Source organism: Nocardia sp. NPDC004573, from assembly GCF_053602135.1.
This window is the reverse complement of sequence record NZ_JBSGDA010000010.1, coordinates 193,799-211,032: the sequence shown is the minus strand read 5'-3', so window position 1 is coordinate 211,032 and position 17,234 is coordinate 193,799. Positions and strand designations below refer to the sequence as shown.

Annotated in this window: 17 protein-coding genes; 13 read left to right on the top strand and 4 right to left on the bottom strand. The window is 68.3% G+C overall.

What is annotated here, in order from left to right; all coding sequences use genetic code 11:
• The first annotated feature begins 48 nt into the window (after window positions 1-48).
• Complete coding sequence (locus ACWEKR_RS18650) at window positions 49-705, top strand: hypothetical protein (RefSeq protein WP_452355507.1); 657 nt, start codon at window positions 49-51, stop codon at window positions 703-705.
• Between the two features lie 5 nt (window positions 706-710).
• Here ACWEKR_RS18650 and ACWEKR_RS18645 read toward each other — a convergent pair whose 3' ends face one another.
• A complete protein-coding gene (locus ACWEKR_RS18645; RefSeq protein ID WP_452355506.1) occupies window positions 711-1,589 on the bottom strand; it encodes a LysR substrate-binding domain-containing protein in 879 nt (292 codons plus the stop codon).
• Window positions 1,590-1,660: 71 nt separating this feature from the next.
• Here ACWEKR_RS18645 and dapA point away from each other — a divergent pair, with 71 nt between their 5' ends.
• Together dapA and ACWEKR_RS18635 are read left to right on the top strand one after the other, a co-directional pair.
• Complete coding sequence (gene dapA / locus ACWEKR_RS18640; protein WP_452355505.1) at window positions 1,661-2,596, top strand: 4-hydroxy-tetrahydrodipicolinate synthase; 936 nt, start codon at window positions 1,661-1,663, stop codon at window positions 2,594-2,596.
• Window positions 2,593-4,131: a DHA2 family efflux MFS transporter permease subunit gene (locus tag ACWEKR_RS18635; protein WP_452355504.1), complete on the top strand. Its 1,539-nt coding sequence runs from the start codon at window positions 2,593-2,595 to the stop codon at window positions 4,129-4,131. Before dapA ends, ACWEKR_RS18635 begins: the two co-directional genes overlap by 4 nt.
• Before the next feature lie 50 nt (window positions 4,132-4,181).
• On the opposite strand, the gene ACWEKR_RS18630 is transcribed toward ACWEKR_RS18635, so the two are convergent.
• The gene (locus ACWEKR_RS18630) at window positions 4,182-4,736 is read right to left on the bottom strand and encodes a TetR/AcrR family transcriptional regulator (protein WP_452355503.1); all 555 of its coding nucleotides are present in this window, start codon (window positions 4,734-4,736) and stop codon (window positions 4,182-4,184) included.
• Window positions 4,737-4,821: 85 nt separating this feature from the next.
• Between ACWEKR_RS18630 and ACWEKR_RS18625 the strand changes: the two genes are divergently transcribed.
• Window positions 4,822-5,538, top strand: a complete 717-nt coding sequence (locus tag ACWEKR_RS18625; protein ID WP_452355502.1) for an SDR family NAD(P)-dependent oxidoreductase — start codon at window positions 4,822-4,824, stop codon at window positions 5,536-5,538.
• A gap of 9 nt (window positions 5,539-5,547) precedes the next feature.
• Here ACWEKR_RS18625 and ACWEKR_RS18620 read toward each other — a convergent pair whose 3' ends face one another.
• Window positions 5,548-5,979: a type II toxin-antitoxin system Rv0910 family toxin gene (locus tag ACWEKR_RS18620; RefSeq protein ID WP_195089721.1), complete on the bottom strand. Its 432-nt coding sequence runs from the start codon at window positions 5,977-5,979 to the stop codon at window positions 5,548-5,550.
• A gap of 627 nt (window positions 5,980-6,606) precedes the next feature.
• Between ACWEKR_RS18620 and ACWEKR_RS18615 the strand changes: the two genes are divergently transcribed.
• From ACWEKR_RS18615 to ACWEKR_RS18575, 9 genes are all read left to right on the top strand, one after another.
• The gene (locus ACWEKR_RS18615; RefSeq protein ID WP_452355501.1) at window positions 6,607-7,977 is read left to right on the top strand and encodes a sensor histidine kinase; all 1,371 of its coding nucleotides are present in this window, start codon (window positions 6,607-6,609) and stop codon (window positions 7,975-7,977) included.
• A complete protein-coding gene (locus tag ACWEKR_RS18610) occupies window positions 7,977-8,402 on the top strand; it encodes a roadblock/LC7 domain-containing protein (RefSeq protein ID WP_159839877.1) in 426 nt (141 codons plus the stop codon). Before ACWEKR_RS18615 ends, ACWEKR_RS18610 begins: the two co-directional genes overlap by 1 nt.
• Before the next feature lie 73 nt (window positions 8,403-8,475).
• Window positions 8,476-8,826 (top strand): DUF742 domain-containing protein, encoded by a 351-nt coding sequence (locus ACWEKR_RS18605; protein WP_039805398.1) that lies wholly within the window; start codon window positions 8,476-8,478, stop codon window positions 8,824-8,826.
• Window positions 8,801-9,406 carry a GTP-binding protein gene (locus tag ACWEKR_RS18600; protein WP_063020778.1) on the top strand — a complete coding sequence of 202 codons (606 nt, stop codon included), beginning with the start codon at window positions 8,801-8,803 and terminating at the stop codon, window positions 9,404-9,406. The genes ACWEKR_RS18605 and ACWEKR_RS18600 overlap by 26 nt, the downstream gene beginning before the upstream one ends.
• 2 nt (window positions 9,407-9,408) lie before the next feature.
• Window positions 9,409-10,674, top strand: coding sequence for a cytochrome P450 (locus ACWEKR_RS18595; protein WP_452355500.1), 1,266 nt, complete (start codon window positions 9,409-9,411; stop codon window positions 10,672-10,674).
• A 13-nt stretch (window positions 10,675-10,687) separates the two neighbouring features.
• Window positions 10,688-11,917, top strand: a complete 1,230-nt coding sequence (locus tag ACWEKR_RS18590) for a cytochrome P450 family protein (RefSeq protein ID WP_452355499.1) — start codon at window positions 10,688-10,690, stop codon at window positions 11,915-11,917.
• A gap of 293 nt (window positions 11,918-12,210) precedes the next feature.
• The gene (locus tag ACWEKR_RS18585) at window positions 12,211-13,497 is read left to right on the top strand and encodes a cytochrome P450 (protein ID WP_452355498.1); all 1,287 of its coding nucleotides are present in this window, start codon (window positions 12,211-12,213) and stop codon (window positions 13,495-13,497) included.
• 201 nt (window positions 13,498-13,698) lie between these two features.
• Complete coding sequence (locus ACWEKR_RS18580) at window positions 13,699-14,961, top strand: cytochrome P450 (protein ID WP_452355497.1); 1,263 nt, start codon at window positions 13,699-13,701, stop codon at window positions 14,959-14,961.
• Between the two features lie 9 nt (window positions 14,962-14,970).
• Window positions 14,971-16,200 carry a cytochrome P450 family protein gene (locus ACWEKR_RS18575; RefSeq protein ID WP_452355496.1) on the top strand — a complete coding sequence of 410 codons (1,230 nt, stop codon included), beginning with the start codon at window positions 14,971-14,973 and terminating at the stop codon, window positions 16,198-16,200.
• A gap of 35 nt (window positions 16,201-16,235) precedes the next feature.
• On the opposite strand, the gene ACWEKR_RS18570 is transcribed toward ACWEKR_RS18575, so the two are convergent.
• Window positions 16,236-17,183 (bottom strand): hypothetical protein, encoded by a 948-nt coding sequence (locus ACWEKR_RS18570; RefSeq protein WP_452355495.1) that lies wholly within the window; start codon window positions 17,181-17,183, stop codon window positions 16,236-16,238.
• Between the last annotated feature and the right edge of the window lie 51 nt (window positions 17,184-17,234).

Below are 17,234 nucleotides of genomic sequence, written 5' to 3'. Positions count from 1 at the left end.
GCTAGGCTCGCACCGAGAGTGAAACGTGTTCTAGAAAGTGGCCTGCGGATGAAGACCATCTTTGCGCTGTGGGGCGTCGGAGACCTGCGCCCGGCGGATCTGGCGGCGCGCCTGCCGGAAGCGGCCGCCGCGCAGGCGAACATCGCGGACGCGGCGGTCGAGACGGCGATGCTGCGCATCACGACGTTCGACGCGCCGGTGCAAGCCGTCGTCAGCGTCTGGTGGGCGGACCGCCCGCAGGCGGAGGCGGCCGAGCGAGCGTTGGGCGCCGTCGCCGAGCGCGTGGCCGGTTGGCACGTCGAGGAGGCGACGCCCATCCGGCCACCGGTCACCGCCGTGCTCGAGCGTGCGCCGGGCCTGTCGAACATCGCCTTCCTGCGCAAGCCGGACGACCTGCCGCAGGCCGACTGGCTGGACCGGTGGCGCAACCGTCACACCGCGATCGCCATCGAGACGCAGGCGACGTTCGGCTACGTGCAGAACGTCGTGACCGGGCCCGCGACGGCCGATGCGCCCGGCATCGCGGGAATCGTGGAGGAATTGTTCCCGATCGAGGCGCTCGGGGATCCGCACGCGTTCTACGGCAGTGGCGGTGACGCGGCGGAGCTGGCCCGCCGGATCGACCGGCTGATGGCCAGCGTCGCCACCTTCGGCGGCGACCGGAATCTGGATGTCGTGCCCACCAGCCGGTATCGGCTGCGCTGAGCGGGTCAGCGGCCGGGCGAGCGTTCGGCCGATTCGCGTAGCGCCACGCGAGCGGCGCGCACCACGGGATGGTCGGCCGCGCCGCGCCGATAGGCGAGGTGGGTCCGCCGCCGCGTCGGCAGTGCGACGAGCGTGACGCCTCCTGGGCGATCCCGCGTCCCGAATTCCGGGACCAGCGCGACGCCCTGCCCGGCCGCCACGAGCGCGAGGACCGTGCCGAAGTCGTCGGCGTGATGCCGGATCCGGGGCGTGAAACCCGCTGCCTCGCAAGCACGCACCGTCATCGTGTGGCACAGCGTGCCGGGCGTGCTCGCGATCCAGGGACTTTCGCGGTGCGCGGAGAGTGGGCCTGCGCAGCGCGCGGCGAGATAGACGATCTCCTCGAACAGCGGTTCGCTGTGCAGCGCGGGATCGGCCGCGACCGGCACGTAGTCGTACTCCTGGATCAGCGCGACATCCAGTGTCTCGGCGCGGAGCGCGTCGGGAGCCAGCGCCGGATCGAGTTCGGTCACGCGTAGTTCCAGCCGCGGATGCGCACTGCTCAGCGCGACGAGTGCGGGGGAGAGGATGGTCCGCACGGCGGTGGGGAATGCTCCGATGCGCAGGATTCCGGTCAGTTGGGCGCGGGTCGTGGCCAGTTCGGCGGTGGCCTGTTCGAGCACCGCGAGAATGCGTTCGGTGTGCTGGACGAGGGTCACCGCCGCCGGGGTCAGCGCCACCCGCCGGCCGGTTCGCGCCAGCAGCGGCACACCCGCCTCGCGTTCCAGGGCGGCGAGCTGCTGGGAGACCGCCGAGGGAGTGTAGGCGAGGGCCTCCGCGACCGCGGCGATGGTTTCGCGATGCGACAGTTCCCGCAGCAGGCGCAGTTTACGGACATCGAGCATCAGTTCAGCTTATGATCTGCGACAGAAATGTGAACTGGATCTGATGGTTTCGACCGATCAGGCTGACTGTCATGACGCTCGCAGGTCTTTTCGTCCCCCTGATCACGCCGTTCACCGCCGACGGCGCACTCGCCGCAGACGCGCTGGAGCGGCTCGCCCACGAGGTACTGGACGACGGCGCCACCGGCCTCGTCGCACTCGGCACCACCGGGGAACCCGCGACCTTGACGGCCGCGGAGCGGGCGGAGGTGGTCGCCGTCTGCGCGCGCGTCTGCCGGGCACGCGACGCGCCGTTGATCGTCGGCGTGGGGTCGAACTCGACGGCCGCTTCCGTCGAAGCCCTCGAAGGCCTGGACGCGCGGAGCACCGCGGCCCTCACCGTGGTCCCGTACTACACACGGCCCTCCGAAGCGGGCGTGCTCGCGCACTTCCGTGAGCTCGCCGCGGCGGCGCCGGTGCCGCTGGTCGTCTACCACATCCCCTACCGGACGGGGCTCTCCCTGCGCACCGGCACCTTGCTCACTCTCGCCGACCTGCCCAACGTCATCGGTCTCAAGCACGCCGTCGGCGCCGTCGACGAAGCGACCGTCGCGCTGATGAGCGCGCTGCCCGCGGATTTCGCCGTGCTGGCCGGCGACGACGTGTTCGCTCCGGCGCTGCTGGCCCTCGGCGCATCCGGCGCGATCACGGCCTCCGCCGCCGTGCACACCGCGGCTTTCGCGGCCCTGGTGGCCGCGTGGCGCACCGGTCCGGTCGGCGCGGCGCGGTCGCTCGGTCACCGGCTGGCGGTATTGTCGGCCGCGCTGTTCGCCGAACCCAATCCCACGGTGATCAAAGCGGTGCTCGCGGCGCAGGGTCGCATCCCGAGTCCGATGGTCCGGTTGCCGCTGCTCCCGGCGAGCGAGGCCGCGACCCGGGCGGCGTTGTCGGTGCTCGCGGAATTCCCGCCGACAGGAACCGCTGATGACTGGTATTGCGGCCCCGAAGCTGCCACGCTTAAGCGGTGACACAACCTCCGGATACCCAGGCGGCTGGGCCCGACCCGACGACCGACAAACTGGACGCGGCCGTCTTCAAGGTCGCCGGCGTGGTCGTGCTTGGCGCGATCATGTCGATTCTCGACATCACCGTCGTCAGCGTCGCCATCCCGACCTTCCAGCGCGAATTCGACACGAGCTACGCCATCGCGGCATGGACGATGACCGGCTACACGCTCGCGCTGGCCACCGTCATCCCGCTGACCGGCTGGGCGGCCGACCGCTTCGGCACCAAGCGGCTGTACATCATGGCGCTCACCTTCTTCGTGCTCGGCTCCCTGTTGTGCAGCACGGCATGGAACATCGAATCGCTGATCGCCTTCCGTGTGATCCAGGGGCTCGGCGGCGGCATGCTGATGCCGCTGGGCATGACGATCATGACCCATGCCGCCGGCCCGCAGCGGGTCGGCCGGGTGATGGCGGTGCTGGGCGTGCCGATGCTGCTCGGCCCGATCGGCGGCCCCATTCTGGGCGGCTGGCTGATCGAGAACTTCAGCTGGCACTGGATCTTCCTGATCAACCTGCCGATCGGCGTGGTCGCTCTCGCGTTCGCGTTCATCGTGCTGCCCAGCGACAAGCCGGAGCCGTCGGAGTCGTTCGACTTCGTCGGCATGCTGCTGGCCTCGCCCGGCCTCGCCCTGTTCCTGTTCGGCGTCTCCTCCATCCCGGAGCAGGGGACGGTGCTCGCGGCGCGGGTGCTCATTCCGGCCGCCATCGGCGCGCTGCTGATGGTCGCGTTCGTGTTCCACGCGCTGCGCACCGAACATCCGCTGATCGATCTGCACCTGTTCCGCAATCGCGCGCTGACGTTCGCGGTGCTCACGATGGTGTTGTTCGCCGTCGCGTTCTTCGGGGCGGGTCTGCTCCTGCCGACGTATCTGCAGCAGGTGCGCGGTGAGTCGGCGCTGCAAGCCGGTCTGCTGATCGCGCCGCAGGGCATCGGCGCGATGCTCAGCATGCCGATCGCGGGCCGTTTCGTGGACAAGATCGGCCCCGGCAAGATCGTGCTCATCGGCATCACGCTGATCTCGATCGGCACCGCCTACTTCGTCCAGCTCGACGCGGACAGCTCGTATCTGCCGATGATCGGCGCACTGGTCGTGATGGGCCTCGGCATGGGCTGCACCATGATGCCGATCATGACCGCGGCGATCCAGACCCTGACCCACCAGCAGGTGGCGCGCGGATCGACGCTGATGAACATCGTCAACCAGACCGCGGGCTCCATCGGCACGGCGACGATGTCGGTAGTGCTGACCAACCTGCTGAACAACCAGCCGCTCGCACGTCCGGCGATCGCGGCGAACTTCGATCCCCGCCTCGCGGAGCAGCTTCCGCCCGGGGCGGTGGAGACCGGTCTGCAGCAGGCCGCCGAAGCGTTCAGCCACACCTACGTGGTGGCGCTGGTGCTGATCGTGCTCACCTTGATCCCGGCGTCCTTCCTGCCGCGCACGAAGCCGAAGGACCCGCAGGCAGCCGACGCGGCGACCGTGATCCACGCATAGCGGTACCTGTCCCGGGATCGCCTGGCGCTCAAGCGCTCCCGGGACATTCGTCACGGACGGCTTCGAAGGCCGTCGAAGACGATCTCCAGTCCGCGCCGCCACGACGGCGAGCCGGTGGTTTCCCCGAGCAGCGACAGCGCCCATACCAAGTTGACGACGTCCTCGTCGGTCGCGTCGGCGCGCAGCGCACCGGCGTCGCGAACGCGCGCCAGAACCTCGGACAGGTGCGACATCCCGCGTCGGCAGGCCTGCGCCAGCTGCGCCGCCGCCGGATGATCGCCGGTGAACGCCTCGAGCAGTCCGCGATCGGCGGTGAATCTCCCGAGCAGGTCGGCTACGAACCCGGTGAACGCCGTCCACGCGTCCGGCTCGGCCGCCGCCCGGGCCGCGATCTCGTCCACCGCCGCCAGTCGGGGCGGTAGGAGTGCGTCGATGAGCGCGTCCCGGGTCGGGAAATGGTTGTAGAGCGTCCCGATGCTGACGCCCGCGCGCCGCGCGATTTCCTCCAGGGAGCCTTCCAGGCCCTGCTCGGTGAATACATCGGCCGCTGCTGCGAGCAACTTCTCGCGATTGCGGGCGGCGTCGCGGCGCAGCGGTTTGGTCACCCGGCCATTCTACAAAATCTGAGGCAGCCCTCGATTTCGTGCTACCGTACGAATTCGAGGGGGGCCTCATATTTTAGGAGAAGGCATGGCACAGCAGGGAACAGCGGTGATCGTCGGCGTCGGCCCCGGTCTCGGCATGTCGATGGCGCGGCGCTTCGGCCGGGAAGGATTCCGGGTCGCGCTGGTCTCCCGAAGCGACGCGCGGCATGCCGCGTATCTGGCGGACCTGGAACGTCGCGGCATCGACGCCACCGCCCACGTCGCGGACGTCACCGATCGCTCGCGGCTCGGCGCGGTACTCGGTGACATCCGCGGGGAAGGCCCGATCGGCATGGTCTACTACGGGCCGGGGCCGACGCAACATCCGGTGCCGATCACCGACGTAGACGCGGCCACGGCCCGATCGGCGTTCGAGTGGGTGTGGCCCGCGATCGACGTGGTGAGCGATGTGCTGCCCGGCATGCTCGAACACGGCGACGGCGCACTATTTTTCGCCGGGGGCCTCTCCAGTGTCCGACCCATGCCCATGCTCGGCCACCTCGCTCTCGCGGCCGCCGCGCTGCGCAACTACGCGCTCACCCTCAATGCCGCGCTGGCCGGGCGCAACCTCTACGCGGGCACGCTCACCATCGGCGGCCTCGTCGAACGCGGCGACATCCATGCCATGGTCACCGCTGATCCGGCGCGCTTCGGCAGCCCCGAAGGCCACACTCTCGATCCGGACGACCTGGCCGACACCGCGTGGAATATGTACCGCACCCGCGACCGCGCCGAAGAGATCTTCGACGCCCTCGGCGGGTGACGGTCGAGTTCAGCCGTAGAGGGCGATGAAGCGGTCCAGCGAACGCTCGATATCGCCCTTGACCGCGCGGGCGACTCCGGAGCCGATCGGTCCGAACAGCGGCGCGCCGCCGAGTTCGATGTCGACGGTGACCTCCGACCCGGAGCCCTTCGGCGCGACGAGCAATTGCAGTCCCAGTTTCGTGCCGCCTTTGCCCGCGCCGGTCAGTTGCAGGCGACGCGGCGGCTCGGCGGCCCGCACCGTCCAGGTGACCCGGTTGCGCAGGCCCTTCACCGAGGCGATGCCGACCAGCTGAGTGCCGACGGTCAGTTCGGCCGGAACCGCACCGCGCCACGCTTCGTGCATGGTCAGCCATTTGTCGAGTTCGGCGAGGTCGGAGGTGTGCGTCCAGGCCTCCTCAGGCGAGATCGGAACGTCGACCGAGACCTTCAGCTTTGCCATGGGCGCATGGTATCCGGCGCCGGTAGCCCGCCCAGCCGGGAGGGCCGCCGGTCGGGTGGACTTCCGGTTCCAGGCGAACTCGTCTTCGCGAAAACGAATCGAGACACCCGCCAATACATTTGTTGACGCGTCAGTGAATGTCTGTTCTGCCTGTTCGGCCCCCATCGCCGCGGGCGCACCGACCGCAGCGCCGACACGGCCGTCTCCGCTGCTCGTCCGGCGCGCGGTCCCGTACGCAGGGCAAATGGCCTACGGGTTGCATGGGAGCCCAACATTATTGCCCAACTATGTCGCGATCTGCGGCACGTATCGTCCCAGCTCCGGGAATCCGAAAAGTGTCGATGGGATCGGCAGAGACTTCGTTGGAATGCTGCTAATGTGCGAATGGTCGGGTTCTGGTTACCGTTCGGACACGATCCGGGCGGTCGGCGATTGACGTGTAATCGCCTGTCCTGCGGGCACTATGCGGTAGGCGCTCTCGTGAGTGCCGGTGCCGTCGCGGGGTTTCCGGTTCTCCGACGCGGACCCCACCGACCGGTCCGTTCATGGTCGGCAGGCGAGGGAAGGCGAGCGAAGCAGGATGGCAGTGGGCCGATTCCTCGAGACCAGTCAACGACGAAAGAACTGATGAATCAAGATATCGCCGTGGTGCTTTCATGGATCCTCGCCGCCGCTGTGGTGATCGCCGTAGCGGGGGCGTTGTATGCAGTGCAGTATGCCAGGGCTCAGCGGGCCAAGGTCGAGACGCTGATCAGGGAACAGCGTGCGACAGAAGACACGCTCGAGCGGTTCGCCGCCACCACGCTACCCGCGGTGGCCGAGTCGATCCGGCGGTTCGAGTCGCAGGTGCCCCCGGTCGAAGTCCAGGCCGGCATGGAGAATTCGCGACTCGCGCAGATCCTGCGGTGGATCTCCGAGCGGTACGCCGACGATCTGAGCCTGATGCGCTCGGAGACCAGGGACCTGACCAACAACGAAGCGCAGCAGGCGATCAAGGCCGCCGAGGAGACCGCGCGCACCGAGGTCGCCGCCGCGTCGCGGCAGGCGACCAGTGCCGCGGTCCGCTCGTTCGGCACCTCGGTGGTCAGCCTCGGCGCGGACGTCAGCCAGGTGGTGAGCGCCGCGCTGCGTGAGCATCGCGACGACGCGGTGTACGAGACCCTCACCCGGATCGACCACACGGTGCAGCAGATGATCCGTCAGGCGCAGTCCTACGTGATCGTCTGCGGTGGTCTGCCCGGACGCCGCTGGCCCGCGCAGACGTTGACCGACGTGGTCGGCGGCGCCATCGGCCGTGTCCGGGAATACCTGCGGGTGCGGCCCAACCAGCTCGACCGCGTCGTGATCAGCCGCGCGGTGGAACCCCTCGTGCACACGCTGGCGACCCTGCTGGACAACGCGTTGCGGTACTCTCCGCCGACCTCCTACGTGGACGTCAACTTCCAGGAGGGTCATCACGGCGTCACCGTCATCATCGATGACGCGGGCGTGCGGATGAACGCCGAGCAGATGGAGGAAGCCCGCCAGGTGCTCGCGCACGAGCGGCCCGTCGACATCCACCAGCTCGGCCCGTCGCCGAAGGTCGGCTTCCCGGGTATCGCCGCGCTGGCCCGCCGTTACGGTTTCACCGTCTACATCGACGGCCCGAACGTCTACGGCGGCATGCGCGCGATGGTCTACATCCCGGAGTCGCTGCTGGTCACCCCGCAGAACGTCCAGGAGGTCGCGCCCGTGACCGAGGCAAAACCGGAACCGGCCACGGTTCCCGCGAAGGACGCGCCGAGCGAGCAGTCCGTCGAGGACGAGCACTCGCTGACGGTCAGCGAGATCACCAGCGGCGGACTACCCAAGCGACGACGCCGAACGGTCGCGCTCGCCCCGGTGGGGCCGCGCACCGAACCCGGCCTCGCTCGCCCCGAGATCGCCGCAGCTTGGCATACCGGCTCCAAGAGCGGCCGCGCCGCCGCATCCGATGACACGGAAGGGATGACATCCTGATGGCCACACCCGTGACCGACAGCAGCAACAAACTGGGCTGGCTACTCGAAGATCTCAACATCACGGGTGTGCGGTTCGCGGTGTTGCTGTCCGACGACGGCCTGCGGATCGCGCACTCCGCGGGAATCGCCCGCGACGAGGCGGAGCGCTTCGCCGCCGCGGCTTCGGGCCTGCGCTCGCTGGGCAAGGCGCTCGGCGAGTTCTGCGGCGACTCCGCGAACGGCGTGCGGCAGAACATGACCGAGTACGACCAGGGGATGATCCTCATCACCGCGGCGGGCGAGGGCGCGCTGCTCGGTGTCGCGACCACCAACGACATCGACGTGGGCCTGGTCGCCCACCGGATGAACGAGCTGGCCGGCCGGGTCGGGCGCGAGCTCGGCAGTCAGCCGCGCAGGCGCGTAGACGGCAGCGAAATGCCATGATCGAGCGCAGCGAGCGAGTCAAAGGTACTGCGCCGCTGGGCATCACGGAGCCGAGCACGAGCGAGGTGCCGTCATGAGCAAGCCGCGGCGCGACCCGGACCTGGTCCGGGCCTATGTGCGCACCGGAGGGCGTACGCGTCCCACTCGCGAGCTGGACCTGGTCACTTTGGTCCTGACCGCCAAAGATCCACTCCCCGGCGCGTCGCCCGACGCGCGCCGGGTCATGGCCCTGTGCAGCCGTCGAGGTGCGCTGTCGATCGCCGAGATCGCGGCGTACCTCGACCTCCCGCCGTCCGTCGTGAAGATCGTCGCGTCCGATCTCATGGACGGCGGGCACCTGGTCACTCCCACCCCGGCCGAGTCCCTGCCGGAGATCGCTCTGCTGGAGGAGGTACTCAATGGGCTCCGTGCTCTCGCCGTCTGATCGCGCCGTCGACTACGTGCCGGAGACCGTGACCCGCTCGGTGAAACTGCTGGTGGCCGGCAACTTCGGTGTCGGCAAGACCACGTTCGTGAGCAGCGTCTCGGAGATCAAGCCGCTGCGCACCGAGGAGACCATCACCGAGGCCAGCGTCGGTGTGGACGACATGGCCGGGTTGCCCGGCAAGTCGCAGACCACGGTCGCGATGGACTTCGGCCGCATCACGCTCAGTCCGAAACTCGCGCTCTACCTGTTCGGTACTCCGGGCCAGCAGCGTTTCGTCCCCTTGTGGGAGGAGTTGGCCCGCGGTGCGCTCGGCGCACTCGTGCTGGTCGACACCCGCCGCATCGAGAAGTCGGACGAGGTCCTCTCGGTGCTCGAGGAACGCGGCGTCCCGTATTCGGTGGCGGTCAATCAGTTCGAAGGCGCGCGGCCCTACCCGCTGGAAGAGGTGCGCGATGCCCTCGACCTGGAACCCGGCACGCCGCTGACGTCACTGGACGCGCGTGATCGGGGCACGTGCCTGCGTTCGCTGATCACGCTCGTCGAATTCTTGTTCCACCGTTTGGAGTCTCGCGTTTGACCATGTCTCAGTCCTCGACCTTCCCCACGCACCTAGCCGGCGGCGCCTGCCCGGTCGCACACGGATCGCCGATCGATACCGACGGTCCCCGGATTCCGCTCTACGCGGAGGGTTTCGCGGCCGACCCGCACGGGGTCTACCGGGAGATGCGCAGGCGCCATGGTTCGCTGGTCCCGATCGAACTGTCGCCCGGGGTGCCCGCCACGCTGGTGATCGGCTATCAGGAAGCCGTCCGGATCCTCAACGATCCCGAGCACTTCCCCGCCGATCCCCGCATCTGGCAGAAGAACATCCCCGAGGACTCGCCCATCCGGCCGATGATGGAGTGGTATCCGAACGCGTTGCGCAACAGTGGCGCCGCGCACGCCCGCTATCGCGGCGCCTATACCACGAGCATCGACGCCATCGACCTGCACGAAGTGCATTCGATGGTCGAGCGCATCGCCATTCCGCTGATCAACAACTTCTGTGCGGTCGGATCCGCCGATCTGGTGACGCAGTACGCGTTCCCGCTCGTCTTCGAAGTGCTCAATCGGATCGTCGGCTGTTCGACGGAACTGGGGCAGCGGGTCGCCACGGGCATGGCGATGCTGTTCGACACCGTCGAGGCGGCCAAGGGCATGCAGATGTTGTCCGAGGCGTTGATGGAGCTGATCCAGCAGCGCCGCGCGGAGCCGGGCGACGACGTGACGTCCCGGTTGGCCCATCACTCGTCCCATCTGAACGACGAGGAGATGTTGTCGAACCTGATCAGCCTCTACGGCGCCGGAATCGAGCCGCAGCAGAACCTGATCACCAACACCCTGCTGCTGATGCTCACCGACGATCGTTTCGGCGGCGACGTCCTCGGCGGGAGCATGTCCACGCGCGACGCACTGGACGAGGTGTTGTTCAACGACCCGCCGATGGCGAACTTCTGCATCACCTATCCCCGGCAGCCCATCCTGATCGACAACACCTGGCTGCCCGCGCATCAGCCGGTTCTGGTCAGCCTCGCCGCCTGCAACAACGATCCGGCGATCCGCGGTGGCGACCGCACCGGCAACCGTTCCCACTTGGCGTGGGCGGTGGGGCCGCACGCCTGTCCCGCGAAGTCGGTGGCGTCGGTGGTCGTCCAGGAAGCCATCGATCAGCTTCTCGATGCTCTCCCCGAAATGCAGCTGGCCGTGCCCGTGGACCAAGTTGTCTGGCGGCCCGGCCCATTCCACCGGGCGTTGGCGGCCTTGCCGGTCGTCTTCCCCAAGTCCCCTCCCTTGAACATGGTGTAAGGAGAAGCGTCCGATGTCGCAAGAGCCGATAGTCTTGGATCTGACCGGTTCCGATATCCAAGGCGAAGCGGCGCGGCTGCGCGAGCGTGGGCCGGTGGCCCTGGTGGAACTGCCCGGCGGGGTGCCGGCGTGGTCGATCACCGATGCCGTCGTGCTCAAGAGCCTTCTGGCCGACCCGCGCGTGTCGAAGGATCCCAGGCAGCACTGGGCGGCGTTCATGAACGGCGAGATCACCCAGGAGTGGCCGCTGCACCCGTGGGTGGCGGTCGACAACATGTTCACCGCCTACGGCGCCGAACATCGGCGGCTGCGCAAACTGGTCGCTCCCGCCTTCACGCACCGTCGGACGGTGGCGCTTCGACCGCGCATCGAAGCGATCACCGCCGAGCTGCTCGACCGGCTGGCGGCCACCCCGCCCGGCACGGCCGTCGACCTGCGCGAGGGCTACGCCTACCCGGTGCCGATCCAGGTCATCACCGAACTGATGGGCGTGCCCGAGCACTTGGGCCCCGGCGTGCGGAAATGTGTCGACGGATTCTTCGACACCTCCTTCGGACCGGAGGAAGCCCAGGCCAACTACCTGGAGATGTACCGGCTCATCAGCGAACTCGTCGCATACCGGCGGGAGACCCCGGGCGACGACATCACCAGTGTGCTGATCGCCAGCCGGGACGAGGAGGACGGCTCGCAGCTGACCGAGAAGGAACTCGTCGACACCCTGATGCTTGTCATCAACGCGGGACACGAGACGACGGTGAACCTGCTCGATCAGGCCATCTTCGCGCTGCTCACCCGGGCGGACCAGCGTGCCGACGTGGTGGCGGGCCGGATTCCCTGGTCGGACGTGGTGGAGGAGTCGCTGCGCTTCGAGGCGCCGGTCGCCCACCTGCCGCTGCGTTACGCCGTCGAGGACATCGACATCGCCGACGTCCGCATTCCCAAGGGTGAGGCGATTCTCGCCTCCTACGTGGCGGCCAACCGCGATCCGAAGGTGCACGGCGCGACGGCGAACGAGTTCGACCTGCGCCGGGCGGTCAAAGATCACCTGGCCTTTGGCTACGGGGCGCATCACTGCCTGGGCGCGCCACTGGCCCGGCTGGAGGCCGAGATCGCCCTTCCGGCGATCTTCCGCCGCTTCCCGGATATGCGCCTCGCGGCCGACCCGTCCGGGCTGGGTCCGGTGCTCAGCTTCATCTCCAATGGTCACGCCGAGCTGCCGGTCTTCCTGACGGGCGCCGAATAGTCCAGTCCGCACGAGCCTCGCGCACACTTGTCCGGTCTCGGAGCTCGGCGCGCCCCGGGGCCGGGCTTCGCCTCCCCGCGTATCCCTCGCGATACGCGGGTACAGGTGTTTCCACCGCAGGCGGGCGCACCGCGCCCACCCGATCGCGTCGATGTGGCGCACGAGTTATGCTCTGCCCCAGCGAGATTCGGCGTAAGGTCGAATTCGTTATGCACGCACGGCGATTCGGCGGTACCCGGAACGTGTCGTGTACCCACCCTGCTCGTCGAACGTTCCGATTTTGGAGTCACGTTTTGACCCACGCACAGTCCACGTCCACGTCCACCTCCAGCGGCTGCCCGGTCCGGCACGGCTCACCGGTCGGTCCAGACGGCCCTCGGGTCGCGCTGTACTCGGACGATTTCGCCGCGGACCCCCATCGTGCCTATCGTGAGATGCGCGGACGGTACGGTTCGCTCGTCCCGGTGGAACTGTCCCCCGGTGTGCCGGCGACGCTCGTGATCGGCTATCACACCGCGGTGCGCATCCTGAACGATCCCGACCACTTCCCGGCCGATTCGCGGACCTGGCAGCGGACCGTGCCCAGGGACTGTCCGGTCCTGCCCTTGCTCGAGTGGCGTCCGGCCGCGATCCGCACTTCCGGTCTGGAGCACACCCGGTACCGGCAGGCGACGGTCGCGGGCATCGAGGAGATCGACCAGTTCGCACTGCGCAACACGGTGGAGCGGATCGCCGTCCCCCTGATCAACAGCTTCTGCGGAGACGGCTCGGCGGACCTGATCGCGCAATACGCGTTCCCGCTGTCGTTCGCGGTGATCAACGCCATGCTCGGGTGCCCGCCGGACATCGGGCAGCGGGCGGCGATGGGGCTCGCGGCGATGTTCGAAGGCGCGGACGCCGAGCAGGGCAACGCGATGTTCACCGGAGCGATGGCCGACCTGGTGGCGCTCAAGCGATCTCACCCCGGCGACGACATCGTCTCGCGCATCTTGCAGCACCCCGTCGATTTCGACGACGAGGAGATGGTCCAGCAGGTGCTGATGCTCTACGGCGCGGGCATCGAGCCGCAGCAGAACCTGATCGTCAACACCATGCGACTGATGCTCACCGACCAGCGGTTCGCCGGTGGCATTCTCGGCGGTAGCCTGTCGACCCGGGACGCGCTGGACGAGGTGCTGTTCACCGACCCGCCGCTGTCGAATTACTGTGTCAGTTTCCCCCGCCAGCCGATGCTGATCGACGGCGTCTGGCTGCCAGCGCACCAGCCGGTGGTGATCAGCATGGCCGGATGCAACAACGATCCGGCGATCAACACGGGGCAGTACACCGACAACCGCTCGCATCTCGCGTGGAGTGTCGGTCCGCACGCCTGTCCGGCCCGGTCGGTGGCCTATCTGATCGCCCAGGATGCCATCGACCAGCTGCTGGACGCGCTGCCGGAGCTGCGGCTGGCCGTCCCCGCCGAGGAGCTGACCTGGCGGCCCGGGCCGTTCCATCGATCGCTGACCGCCCTGCCGGTCCTCTTCCCGGAATCTCCCCCCTTGCCGGTCCTCGATCCGGAGCCGAGTCCCGCGTCGTAGCCGCGCTCCGTTCGCACCGACATCGCCGTATGCCGAATCCAGAAGGAGGTTGCCACTCAGAGGTCGACGACACACAACTGATGAGGGTGTGCGCCGGCCTGTCACCGATCCCCACGCATCATGTCGGCCTACGCCGTCGCGGCGCGCACGCGTCCGGGCGATCGCGTTCGTCGAATTGTTCGTTTCTCTGGAGTCTCGTCTTTGACCACGCCACAATTCCCGCCGTCCACGTCCGCGAACGGATGTCCCGTCCGGCACGGCTCGCCGATCGATACCAGCGGCCCCCGCTACGCGTTGTATTCGCAGGAATACGCCGAGGATCCACATAAGGCGTACCGGGAGATGCGCCGCCGGTACGGGTCCCTCGTCCCGGTCGAGTTGTCGCCGGGGGTACCGGCCACCTTGGTGATCGGCTACCACACCGCGCTGCGCATCCTGAACGACCCCGATCATTTCCCGGCCGATCCGCGGACCTGGCAGAAGGACGTGCCAGGCGAGTGCCCGATCCTCCCGATGCTGGAGTGGCGGCCGAACGCGCTGCGCAGTTCGGGTCTCGAGCATCTGCGCTACCGGCAGGCGAATGTCGCGAGCGTCGCCGGGGTAGATCTGCACGCGCTGCACGGAACCGTCGAGCAGATCGCCATCCCGCTGATCAACGCCTTCTGCGCGGATGGTGCGGCGGATGTGATCAGCCAGTACGCGTTTCCGCTCAGCTTCGCGGTGCTCAACGCCATCCTCGGTTGTCCGGCGGACATCGGCCAGCAGGTCGCGACCGGTATGGCCGCCATCTTCGAAGGCGTCAACGCGGACAAGGGCAACGCGATGCTCACCGACGCGCTGTACGAACTGGTGCAACTGAAGCGCAAGGACCCCGCCGACGACATCACCTCCCGGCTGCTGCGGCACGAGGCCGGACTGGACGACGTCGAGATGATCCATCAGCTGGTCACGCTCTACGGCGCGGGCATCGAACCCATGCAGAACCTGATCGTCAACACCCTGCTGCTGATGCTCACCGACGAACGCTTCGCGGGAGACTTCCTCGGCGGAAGTCTTTCCACTCGCGACGCCCTCGACGAGGTGCTGTTCAACGACCCGCCGATGGCCAACTATTGCGTCAGCTTTCCGAGGCAGCCGATCCTCATCGATGATGTGTGGCTACCCGCACACCAGCCGGTCGTGATCAGCATGGCGGGTTGCAACAACGATCCCGCGATCGGCGTCGGCCAGCGTACCGACAGCCGGGCGCACCTGGCGTGGAGTGTGGGTCCGCACGCCTGCCCCGCCCGGTCGGCCGCGTATCTGGTCGTCCAGGACGCCATCGATCAGATCCTCGACGCCTTGCCCGAGATGAGCCTGGCCGTGCCGGCCGAGCGATTGAGCTGGCGGCCGGGCCCGTTCCACCGCGCTCTGGTATCCCTGCCGGTCGTCTTCCCGAAATCCCCTCCGCTGACCGTCTTCTAAGGAGTCCTGATGGACACACAACCTCTAGTCCTCGACCCCGCAGGCGCCGACATCCAGGGCGAGTCGGCGCGAATTCGCGCGCGGGGGCCGGTGACCCTGGTCGAATTGCCCGGCGGCGTGCGGGCGTGGTCGGTGACCGACGCCGACGTGCTGAAGCGGTTGCTGGCAGATCCCAGGGTGTCGAAAGACGGCAAGCAGCACTGGCCTGCGCTGATCAACGGGGAGATCCCGCAGGACTGGCCACTGTTGCCGTGGGTCGCGGTGAACAACATGTTCACCGCGTACGGCGCCGACCATCGCCGATTGCGCAAACTGGTCGCACCCGCGTTCACCCACCGCCGCACCCAGGCGATGCGCTCGATGATCGAACAGATCACCGCGGACCTGCTGACCGAGCTCGCGGCGACGCCGGCCGGTGCAGCCGTGAACCTCAGGGAAGGCTTCGCCTACCCGCTGCCGATCCAGGTCATCAGCGCGCTGATGGGCGTTCCGGAATCCCTCAACGCCGGTCTGCGCACGTGCGTCGACGGCATCTTCGACACATCGCTGGGGCCGGAGGAGTCGCAGGCGAACTATATGGAGATGTACCGGATCCTCGGTGAACTCGTCGCCTACCGGCGGCAGACGCCCGGTGACGACATGACCAGCCTCCTGATCTCGCATCGCGACGAGGAGGACGGCTCGCAGCTGACCGAGCAGGAGCTGGTAGACACGCTGCTGCTGGTGATCAGCGCCGGGCACGAGACCACGGTGAATCTGCTCGATCAGGCCGTCTTCGCGCTGCTGACCCACCCGGATCAGCGTGCCGAGGTGACCGAGGGACGCGCGGCCTGGACCGATCTGATCGAGGAGGCGCTGCGCTACGAGGCGCCGGTGGCGCACCTCCCGCTGCGCTTCGCCGCCGAGGACATCGAGATCGACGGGCTGCGCATCGCCAAGGGCGAGCCGATCCTCGCGTCCTATGCCGGGGCCAACCGCGATCCGCGACTGCACGGCGCCACCGCCGACGAGTTCGACGTACGGCGACCGACCAAGGAGCACCTGGCCTTCGGTTACGGGGCGCATCACTGCCTGGGCGCGCCACTGGCCCGGCTGGAAGCGGAAATCGCGCTGCCCGCGCTGTTCCGGCGCTTCCCGAACATGCGCTTGGCGGCCGACCCCGCCGACCTCGGCAGCGTGTCCAGCTTCATCTCCAACGGGCACGCCAGGCTTCCGGTGTACCTGGAGCAGGCGGACTGACGGCGCCCCCGCGTCTCCGGCCCGGGGGCGCGGGGTCAGCGCAACGCGTCGATGCGGCCCGTCCTGCGGGCTTTCGCCAGGCCGCGCCGGGCGAGAAAACCGTTGCCAAGCAACACGATCGTCTTGTTCGGCGGCGCTTTGAACCCGGACGCGGTGTGCGGCGCGTACACCGCCTCGGCGCCGGAGACCTCGAGCCAGCCGGTGTGCTGCCGCGATTCCAAGCCGATCAGCTGAGATCGATACGCGTGTGCCAGCAGCCCGGCGCGGCGCCCGCCTTGCGGCACGACCGACGGCACGGTCAACAGCACACCGCTGGGGCTGGTTCCGGTCACCTGTACCGGGACGACCATCGGGTAGCCGTCGGCCTGCCGGTAGCCGAGCAGGCGATGCGGCAATTTCCCCGCCCGCGCCGCGGTCCGGGCGACGTCCACCCGCGGGCCGGTGCCCTTCGCCGGCGGCCGCTGCGGCACCATCTCGGCGGAGGGCATTGCGGCGCCGAGGATTTCGGGTGCGCCCGCGGCGTCGAGATCCGGCCAGACGACGATGCGGTCGACGTCGACGGTGACGACCACTCGATCGGCGTAGTACGCACGCAACCACCTGTCCCAGAACATCCCGCGCCGCGGTTCGCCCAGGTAGGGCGCGGACTGGGCGCCGATGCGATCGAGTACTTCCCGGTCCGGTGCCGGATCGAAACTCGCGGTGCCCTGCACCAGCACGAAGCGCGGATTGTTCCGGTTGCCGATGCCGTGCTCACGCGCGTGATACGCCAGCGCCACTTTCGGTTCCCGCTTCATCCGCTCCAGCTTGCGCCCGAAGCCGAGCGAGGTGGTGAAACCCACCGTGCCCGCCGTGCGGTCGCGCAGTCCGATCGGCGACACCGCCGAGACGATTGCGCCGCCCGCGGGCGTCACATAGGCCGCGGCGCAGGTCAGGTCGCCGCCGAGCACGTCGTCCACATGGTCCGGCCAGGTGACTGCCATACGCGGAGTCTACTGCGGAGCACTTGACGAAGTGCCCGTCCTGGGCCGAGA

Coding starts and splice junctions, on each gene's coding strand:
- ACWEKR_RS18645 (WP_452355506.1), bottom strand. CDS start 1,589: ATGCTCGATGTCCGTAAACTGCGCCTGCTGCGGGAACTGTCGCATCGC.
- ACWEKR_RS18650 (WP_452355507.1), top strand. CDS start 49: ATGAAGACCATCTTTGCGCTGTGGGGCGTCGGAGACCTGCGCCCGGCG.
- ACWEKR_RS18600 (WP_063020778.1), top strand. CDS start 8,801: ATGGGCTCCGTGCTCTCGCCGTCTGATCGCGCCGTCGACTACGTGCCG.
- ACWEKR_RS18625 (WP_452355502.1), top strand. CDS start 4,822: ATGGCACAGCAGGGAACAGCGGTGATCGTCGGCGTCGGCCCCGGTCTC.
- ACWEKR_RS18570 (WP_452355495.1), bottom strand. CDS start 17,183: ATGGCAGTCACCTGGCCGGACCATGTGGACGACGTGCTCGGCGGCGAC.
- ACWEKR_RS18620 (WP_195089721.1), bottom strand. CDS start 5,979: ATGGCAAAGCTGAAGGTCTCGGTCGACGTTCCGATCTCGCCTGAGGAG.
- ACWEKR_RS18575 (WP_452355496.1), top strand. CDS start 14,971: ATGGACACACAACCTCTAGTCCTCGACCCCGCAGGCGCCGACATCCAG.
- ACWEKR_RS18615 (WP_452355501.1), top strand. CDS start 6,607: ATGAATCAAGATATCGCCGTGGTGCTTTCATGGATCCTCGCCGCCGCT.
- ACWEKR_RS18595 (WP_452355500.1), top strand. CDS start 9,409: ATGTCTCAGTCCTCGACCTTCCCCACGCACCTAGCCGGCGGCGCCTGC.
- ACWEKR_RS18590 (WP_452355499.1), top strand. CDS start 10,688: ATGTCGCAAGAGCCGATAGTCTTGGATCTGACCGGTTCCGATATCCAA.
- ACWEKR_RS18605 (WP_039805398.1), top strand. CDS start 8,476: ATGAGCAAGCCGCGGCGCGACCCGGACCTGGTCCGGGCCTATGTGCGC.
- ACWEKR_RS18610 (WP_159839877.1), top strand. CDS start 7,977: ATGGCCACACCCGTGACCGACAGCAGCAACAAACTGGGCTGGCTACTC.
- dapA (WP_452355505.1), top strand. CDS start 1,661: ATGACGCTCGCAGGTCTTTTCGTCCCCCTGATCACGCCGTTCACCGCC.